This window comes from Pseudomonadota bacterium (genome assembly GCA_026388255.1).
Lineage (GTDB): Bacteria > Desulfobacterota > Syntrophorhabdia > Syntrophorhabdales > Syntrophorhabdaceae > JAPLKB01.
This window is the reverse complement of sequence record JAPLKC010000003.1, coordinates 1-7,459: the sequence shown is the minus strand read 5'-3', so window position 1 is coordinate 7,459 and position 7,459 is coordinate 1. Positions and strand designations below refer to the sequence as shown.

The following is a 7,459-nucleotide window of genomic DNA, read 5'->3' as shown; positions in this document are numbered from 1 at the left end:
AGGCGCCTGATGTGATTCTTATCGGTGAAATCAGGGATTCCGAAACCATGGAAGATGCTATTACATTTGCGGAAACAGGCCACCTTGCCCTCGGTACACTCCATGCAAACAATGCTAACCAGGCAATTGAAAGGATCATGAACTTCTTTCCTATAGAGAGGCATCTCCAGATACACATGCAGCTTGCCCTGAATCTGAGGGCAATCATATCGCAAAGGCTGATACCGACTGTTGAAGGAAAAAGGGTTGCAGCCATAGAGATAATGCTCGACAGCCCGAGGATAAAAGACCTTATTATGAGGGGCGAAGTCGGTCTTTTAAAAGAGACAATGGCCGAAGCGTATAATGAAGGCATGCAGACCTTTGACCAGCATTTAATGGACTTTTATAAGGCGGGAAGGATTGATTACAAAAATGCTATTGCTAATGCTGATAGTCCCAATGATTTAAGGTTGAAGATAAAGATGGCCGGCATTGAAAAAGAAGAGGTTGACAAGAAAGAGTCGTCATTTAAGCTGAAAGTTGATCAGAAGTAAAAAAGCTTCAAAAAACAGGCTGTCCGGATATTTGTGTCAAGGCAGCCTGTTTTTTGTTATATTATTTTTATAAATAGTGTTATAATTTTAAAAATTATGTCACAAGAATTGACAATCCTTATAATCACCGCCGCCTCAATAGGTTTTTTTCATACGTTAATCGGTCCTGACCACTATATACCATTTATTGTAATAGCCAAGGCAAGAAAATGGTCTCTCATGAAGACAATGTGGATAACCTTTTTGTGTGGCATCGGTCATATCGGGAGTTCGGTTATATTGGGCATGTTAGGCATAGCCTTAGGCATAGCCGTTATTAAATTAGAAGTAGTGGAATCATTTCGCGGTAACCTTGCAGCATGGGCGCTCATTGCCTTCGGGTTGGTATATTTTGTTTGGGGATTAAGGAGGTCATTAAGAAACAAACCGCATAAACATGTGCATTTTCATACAGATGGAGATAATCATCTCCACGAACATATACATACTGAGGATCATACACATATTCATAATGCTGAAAATAATACAAATATTACACCCTGGGTGCTTTTTACAATCTTCGTTTTTGGTCCCTGTGAGCCGCTTATACCTATATTAATGTATCCTGCAGCAAAAAGCAGTGTTTTTGGCCTGTTAGCAGTAACTTTTGTATTCGGTGGGGTTACAATCGTGACCATGTTAAGCATTGTTGCAGTTTCTTCCATGGGCATCAGTTTTCTTCCCTTTAAACGGCTGGAAAAGTATAGCCATGCTTTGGCAGGCGCTGTTATCTTTTTTTGCGGGATTGCAATACAGTTTCTCGGGCTTTAGAAATAGAAAATAAAGGCTTAGAAACCCATAAGGCAACCCCATCTCCAAAAAATCCCCGATGCAACTTTTTAATATCCTTAAGTCTTTGCGACATTTGACCGATATTATATTTTAGAAATTAAATTTGTTAATTATTATGTCTGGAATCTGATAAAATGATAAAGGATTTAAAGAAAAGACTTGAGGGCGCCATTAACTTATTGCCCCCGATCCCTGCGGTAATGGTAGAGCTGCTGCGGGCTCTTGATGATGAAAATTCCGATATAAACTCTTTAGCAAGGATAATCTCAAAAGATCCGTCAATGAGCATAAATGTGCTGAAGGTTGCGAATTCTGCCTTTTACCGTCTTCCTTATAAAGTTTCGGCTATTGACCATGCGGTGAGAATGCTGGGCATCAAAGAAATTACGATGATTTGTATAGCCTGTGGCGCTTACGGTGCATTAAAGCCACCGCGTGGTGCACAAACCTTTGACACGAATAGATTCTGGAAACATTCTGTGGCTACTGCGGTAATTGCAAAGAGGTTATGCAATAAGATGAATATGAAAGACCTTGGAGCTGTTTACCTTTCAGGTCTTCTTCATGATGTCGGAAAGATCATATTGGACAGATTCGTCCACGAAATATATGAAATTGTCATTAATGCAACTTCTGACGAATGTATCTCGATGATTGAAGCCGAGAAAAAGTTTCTCGGTGAAACGCACGACATAGTAGGCGGTTGGATTATGGAGCAGTGGAAACTGCCGGAGATATTTATTGATGTTGCCAGATACCATCATTGTGTACAGGACTCTACCGGAGAAAACAAAACGGCGGTTGCTGTCTGCTCACTGGCAGATCAACTGGCAAGGATCCAGGATTTTGGTTTTGGGGGCGATATAAGCGGGGTAATATTAAACGAAACAGAAGCATTCAAGGTTCTTGAGAAAGTCAATCCTAAGATCCTGGAAATAGATATGGTTAAGTTTAACTGGGATTTAGAAAATGCTGATGATGAAATTGGAGAGATGGAAAGTATTCTGAAAAACTGAGCCAACAATGATAGCGCTTTTATTTGGAACTGGGATTAGCTGGCGCAATCGGCAGTATCTCCTTTCAGCTTATTAAGTGCGTGGGGTAGGGCAGCCGACACGAAGGAGAGGCATTCTGTAGCTGCCTTGGGGCTTCCAGGGAGGTTAATGACTATGCTCTTGCCTCTTATTCCGCAGATGCCCCGCGAGATTATCCCGTGAGGGGTGATTTTGTAACTCTCAATGCGCATTATTTCAGCAAAGCCGGGCAAATCTTTTTCAATGACCATCCTTGTGGCTTCAGGGGTTACGTCCCTGTCTGACAAACCCGTGCCGCCTGTTGTAATAACAAGATCTATCCCCTGCTCATCAATGAGCTTTTTTATTGCATTGGCAATAATATCGGTTTCATCCGGTACAACGAGAATATTGTTTACATTGTAAGAGTCCTTCAGCATTTCAGCTATTGCAGGTCCGCTTTTATCTTCACGTTCACCTTTGGAGCCTTTATCGCTGCATGTAATGATTACAACACTGTGTTTCATTGTAATACCTCGATTTCATCTCCTGCCTTAATTTCCCCCTCATTGAGTACCTCGGTAAAGATCCCCTCTCTCGGCATCACGCAATCACCGACCTGTTGAAAAATAGCGCACCTGGCATGACATTCTTTGCCTATCTGAGTAACTCTTAGAATAATGTTGTCCCCGACTTTAAGTTTTGTGCCGATAGGTAATATTGGGAGTTCTATGCCTTCAGTGGTCAGGTTTTCAGCAAAGTCTCCGCAATCTACATCAATTCCCATGTCCTTTATCTTCTTGATGCTCTCTTTTGCAAGGAGGCTTACCTGCCTGTGCATAAAGCCCGCATGTGCGTCGTTCTCAAGCCCCATATCTTTTATTAACATGCACTTTCCCACACCATGCTTCTTTTCGCCCTTTTTGTTACTGATGTTTACTGAAATGATCCTACCTTTCATGCCTCACCTCTGAATCTTGTATTTCGTATTTTGACGCTTCACAAATCACGCTTCACGTTTTTTTACATATCTGCCGCTTTTCCCTCCGCTCTTTTCCAGGAGATAGAATGGTCCAAGTTCAATGCCCTTATCAATGGCTTTGCACATGTCGTAAATTGTCAGTGCAGTGAGCATGACGCAGGTAAGGGCTTCCATTTCAACACCGGTCTGTCCCTTTATTTTTACAGATGATGTAATCTGCACGGCGGATTCATTATCAACAAAGTTATAACTGACGTCGATATGTGTAATAGCAAGAGGATGGCAAAGGGGTATAAGCTCATGTGTTTTTTTCGTCCCCATTATGCCTGCTATCTTGGCAACAGTAAAAATATCACCCTTCGGTCCTACACCTTTTTTAATTTTTCTGTATGTTTCCGGCGACATTCTTACCACACCAAAGGCTTTTGCCTCACGTTCAGTTTCTTTTTTGTCAGTAACATCGACCATACGCGCCTTACCATTGCTGTCTAAATGGGTAAGCTTCATTTTTTTCTCCTTTATCCTCCGATATGCTGCAAACTTCTCTGACATTTTTTAATCTGCCCCATCTCATCCTTTCTTTCAGGCTTTACCTTGACGATATTGATTATAAAAGACTTTATCTCTTCATTGCTTTTCCCTTCTCTCAGGAGTTTCTTGACGTCGTATCCTACATCAGAAAATAGACATGGTCGTATTCTACCATTTGAAGTAAGCCTAATTCTGTTGCATTCTGAGCATATATGTGTAGATACAGGACTGATAAACCCTATTTTGCCGGCTGCGCCTTTAATATTAAACATCTTCGCAGGACCTCTTTCATTATTAACAGAAGACTCCAGTTCGTATACTTCTCTTATACGGGCTTCGATTTCACTTGATGTGACAATCTTTGATCTGTCCCACATTCCTGAATCGCCAAAAGGCATATATTCTATGAACCTCATGTGATGATTATAACGTATTGATAGTTTTGCAAAATCGAGGATTTCGTCATCATTGAAGCCTTTAATAATAACAGAATTTATTTTTATCGGGTTTAACCCTGAATAATGGGCCTTCTTAATGCTCCTTATGACATCGGTGAAAGCATCAACGCCTGTTATATATGCAAATCTGTCTTTCCTCAACGTGTCAAGGCTGATATTTACCCTTCTCAATCCTGCTTCCTTCAGTTCATTAATGTTTTTTCCGAGCAAAACGCCGTTTGTGGTAAGGCTTATATCTTCTATGCCCTGTATTTTATTTATTTCTTCAATTAGATAAGAAATCCCCCTTCGCGTGAGAGGCTCTCCTCCTGTTAACCTTATTTTGCTTACGCCAAGCTCGGCGCATATTCTTACAAACCGTATAATCTCTTCATAGGAAAGCATCTCATTATGAGGGATAAAGGGAAATGTTCCGTCAACACAGTATTTACACCTTAGATTACATCTATCGGTAATGGAAATTCTTACATAATTAATAATTCTGTTAAACTCGTCAATGAGCATAATTATCGTTCACCGCTATCTATCTATTGATATATTTTATTTTACCTGTATCTTTCGTATCGTAACCGCCCATGTCTTCAAGTCTTTTTTTAAATTCATCCGAAGTTATCAGTTCCATGAGCATTTTGAATCTCCTGTCTTCCGCGAACTCCTTTGCAACAAGAAGGTCATAATCCTCCTGGGCTAAGGGTATAAAATCAAGAGAGAATATCCTGGCTATTGAATGGATAGCAACACCTGCATCTGCTATAGATTCTCTTATGAGTATGCCAACGGCCGTATGTGACGACTCTTCCCTATCGTAGCCATTGATCAGGTGTTTTTTAATTCCCTGTTCTTTCAGCATTGTATCAAGAAGGATTCTGGTGCCTGAACCGGCCTGTCTGTTTATGAATTTTATATCAGGTCGGGCCAAGTCTTTTATGCTTTGGATGCTTTTCGGATTTCCCTTGCGGACGAGAAGACCCTGCGACCTTTTGGCAATGTGAAAAAGCATAAAGGGTGTATCGTCCAGATATTTTTTTAATATGGGAATATTATATATTTTCTCATTTTCATCGAGAATGTGTGTAGTACAGAGCTGCGTCACGCCTTTTTTAAAGGCAAAGATTCCGCTTAAACTCCCAGTATGTGTTGAAATGACGTCTAAATCAGGATGTCTCACTTTCATCATATCCCTTAAGAAATCAAGAGATAGATCATGGCTGCCGATGATGTGGATTCTCTGTTTCAGATCCTTTTCCTCTCCCAGAATTTCGCATTGGACTTCTTCGTTCTCATTGTAACCTTCAATATCTTCCGGAATCCTTATGAGGCCGTCGGCATTTGCCATTGATGAGAAGACGCTGGCCCCCCTGGGCAAAGGAAAGGCATAATAGGTTCCCTGCTTTTCTATGAGGTTTACTCTCACAAGCTCCTCAATCCCGACCCTTGAAGGAATCTTGTATGGGGTAATGCACTGTATGTATTTGTTTCGAAAACTTGTTGTGCTCATCTTTGCGTAAAGAGGCTCTACAAATGTTTTAAAGCTTAGTATGGCAGATACGGGATATCCTGGAATCCCGAATATGGGCTTGCCTTTTATGACGCCGAATATAGTAGGTTTGCCGGGCATCATGGATACCCCGTGAAAGATGAGAGTCCCCATCTCCATAATAATATCACCAGTGTAATCTTCGCGACCGGCGCTTGTCCCGGCATTAAGCAGAATTACATCACAATCTTCAATGACTTCATTAAGTATATCTTCTAACATCTTCTTATCACGGGCAATTCTTGTTTTAATTGCATCAAACCCTATTTCTTCTGAAAGTTTTAAAAGGGTATGAGAGTTAAAATCTATAAGCCTGCCGACTGCAATTAAAGGGGCTTGCCCCTGGGAATCTGTCTGTTCAAGCGGTTCTTCGAATATATCTATCAGTTCCTTGCCTGTGGGTATAATGGCAATTTTTGGTTTACGTTTCACATGGATATGTGAAACTGCTCCGGATATAAGCATTCCTATGTCAAAAATAGTTATTTTATGGTTTGTAGGAATAAGCATATCTCCTTCAATTACATCCTCGCCGATCATTCGGACGTGCTGCCAGAGGTAGGCCGGTTTTCTGATGGTTATATATTTTTCAGATTCCTCAACATCTTCTATCATAATTACTGCGTCAGCATCTTTTGGTATAGGGTCTCCAGTGTTTACAGGCGTTGCGTCAGTATCTTTTTTTAATTTTACAGGGCTTGCAAGGTCTGCTTCGAGCGTATTTTTAAAAGATGTCGCGTATCCATCCATAGCAGAGCATAAAAAGGAGGGATTCGGAATTCTGGTAAATGCAGGCCTTGATGTAATACGTGCCTTGCACAGATAAACGGGGAGATATTCTTCATCATCAATAGGCTTTGTGTTCTCAAGTATCTTGCTGATGGCTTCTTCGCTCCGCAATGTTTTGAGGTATCTTTTCATATTTAAAAGGAATAAACCTCCACTTCTTCGTCCTTCTCAAATCCTTCCGTACTTTCCGGGATTATTATATAGCCTGACGCACGGGCAAGGGAAGAGATGACAGAGGATTTTGCGAAAATGGGTGTCGCATATGATACTCCATTAATGTTTTCAGATATCTTTTCATATTAAAAGAGATAAACCTCCACTTCTTCATCCTTCTCACATCCTTCCGTACTCTCCGGTATTACAACATACCCTGAAGCACGGGCAAGGGAAGAGATGACGGAGGATTTTGCAAAGATTGGGGTTGCATAGTATGTTCCGTCAATGATTTCAATTGAGACCCTCACATATTCTTCAATGCCGTAAGATGAGGGGATATTGGTTGTAAGTAAACTTGTAATCCCTTTTTTATCATGTATCGACTCTCCTTTGAGCCTTTTAAGGAGTGGGATTACGAATCTGATTGTAGCCATAATGCATGAGTTGGGATGACCTGGCAACCCGAATATGGGTTTTTCCCATAGCTTCCCGAATATGATAGGTTTTCCTGGTTTTATGTTAACCCCGTGGAATAGTATGCTGCCGCCGAGCTTTTCGATAACATCTGTAATATAATCCCGTTCCCCCTTGGAACTTCCTCCTGAAATCAGGATCATATCATACTT

At 41.0% G+C, this 7,459-nt stretch carries 10 protein-coding genes; 3 read left to right on the top strand and 7 right to left on the bottom strand.

Annotation, left to right across the window (positions count from 1 at the left end; translation table 11 throughout):
- From NT178_00075 to NT178_00065, 3 genes are all read left to right on the top strand, one after another.
- The coding region (locus NT178_00075; protein MCX5810934.1) for an ATPase, T2SS/T4P/T4SS family at positions 1-536 on the top strand (536 nt) is incomplete at its 5' end.
- A 96-nt stretch (positions 537-632) separates the two neighbouring features.
- On the top strand, positions 633-1,346 hold the full coding sequence (locus NT178_00070; protein ID MCX5810933.1) for a sulfite exporter TauE/SafE family protein: 714 nt from the start codon (positions 633-635) through the stop codon (positions 1,344-1,346).
- Positions 1,347-1,501: 155 nt separating this feature from the next.
- Positions 1,502-2,383, top strand: coding sequence for an HDOD domain-containing protein (locus NT178_00065; protein ID MCX5810932.1), 882 nt, complete (start codon positions 1,502-1,504; stop codon positions 2,381-2,383).
- A gap of 35 nt (positions 2,384-2,418) precedes the next feature.
- Here NT178_00065 and NT178_00060 read toward each other — a convergent pair whose 3' ends face one another.
- The 7 genes from NT178_00060 to NT178_00030 all read right to left on the bottom strand — a co-directional run.
- Complete coding sequence (locus tag NT178_00060; protein ID MCX5810931.1) at positions 2,419-2,907, bottom strand: MogA/MoaB family molybdenum cofactor biosynthesis protein; 489 nt, start codon at positions 2,905-2,907, stop codon at positions 2,419-2,421.
- A complete protein-coding gene (locus NT178_00055) occupies positions 2,904-3,341 on the bottom strand; it encodes an MOSC domain-containing protein (GenBank protein ID MCX5810930.1) in 438 nt (145 codons plus the stop codon). The genes NT178_00060 and NT178_00055 overlap by 4 nt, the downstream gene beginning before the upstream one ends.
- Before the next feature lie 45 nt (positions 3,342-3,386).
- A complete protein-coding gene (moaC, locus tag NT178_00050) occupies positions 3,387-3,869 on the bottom strand; it encodes a cyclic pyranopterin monophosphate synthase MoaC (protein MCX5810929.1) in 483 nt (160 codons plus the stop codon).
- Between the two features lie 11 nt (positions 3,870-3,880).
- Positions 3,881-4,855 carry a GTP 3',8-cyclase MoaA gene (moaA, locus tag NT178_00045; GenBank protein MCX5810928.1) on the bottom strand — a complete coding sequence of 325 codons (975 nt, stop codon included), beginning with the start codon at positions 4,853-4,855 and terminating at the stop codon, positions 3,881-3,883.
- Between the two features lie 19 nt (positions 4,856-4,874).
- On the bottom strand, positions 4,875-6,809 hold the full coding sequence (locus tag NT178_00040; GenBank protein MCX5810927.1) for a molybdopterin biosynthesis protein: 1,935 nt from the start codon (positions 6,807-6,809) through the stop codon (positions 4,875-4,877).
- A 2-nt stretch (positions 6,810-6,811) separates the two neighbouring features.
- Complete coding sequence (locus NT178_00035) at positions 6,812-6,955, bottom strand: hypothetical protein (protein ID MCX5810926.1); 144 nt, start codon at positions 6,953-6,955, stop codon at positions 6,812-6,814.
- Positions 6,956-6,976: 21 nt separating this feature from the next.
- Positions 6,977-7,459: molybdopterin-binding protein (locus tag NT178_00030; GenBank protein ID MCX5810925.1), on the bottom strand; the 483-nt coding region annotated here is incomplete at its 5' end.

Bases quoted from the DNA above. Each gene is read 5' to 3' on its own strand.
- moaC (MCX5810929.1), bottom strand. From the start codon at position 3,869: ATGAAGCTTACCCATTTAGACAGCAATGGTAAGGCGCGTATGGTCGAT.
- NT178_00065 (MCX5810932.1), top strand. From the start codon at position 1,502: ATGATAAAGGATTTAAAGAAAAGACTTGAGGGCGCCATTAACTTATTG.
- NT178_00055 (MCX5810930.1), bottom strand. From the start codon at position 3,341: ATGAAAGGTAGGATCATTTCAGTAAACATCAGTAACAAAAAGGGCGAA.
- moaA (MCX5810928.1), bottom strand. From the start codon at position 4,855: ATGCTCATTGACGAGTTTAACAGAATTATTAATTATGTAAGAATTTCC.
- NT178_00040 (MCX5810927.1), bottom strand. From the start codon at position 6,809: ATGAAAAGATACCTCAAAACATTGCGGAGCGAAGAAGCCATCAGCAAG.
- NT178_00060 (MCX5810931.1), bottom strand. From the start codon at position 2,907: ATGAAACACAGTGTTGTAATCATTACATGCAGCGATAAAGGCTCCAAA.
- NT178_00070 (MCX5810933.1), top strand. From the start codon at position 633: ATGTCACAAGAATTGACAATCCTTATAATCACCGCCGCCTCAATAGGT.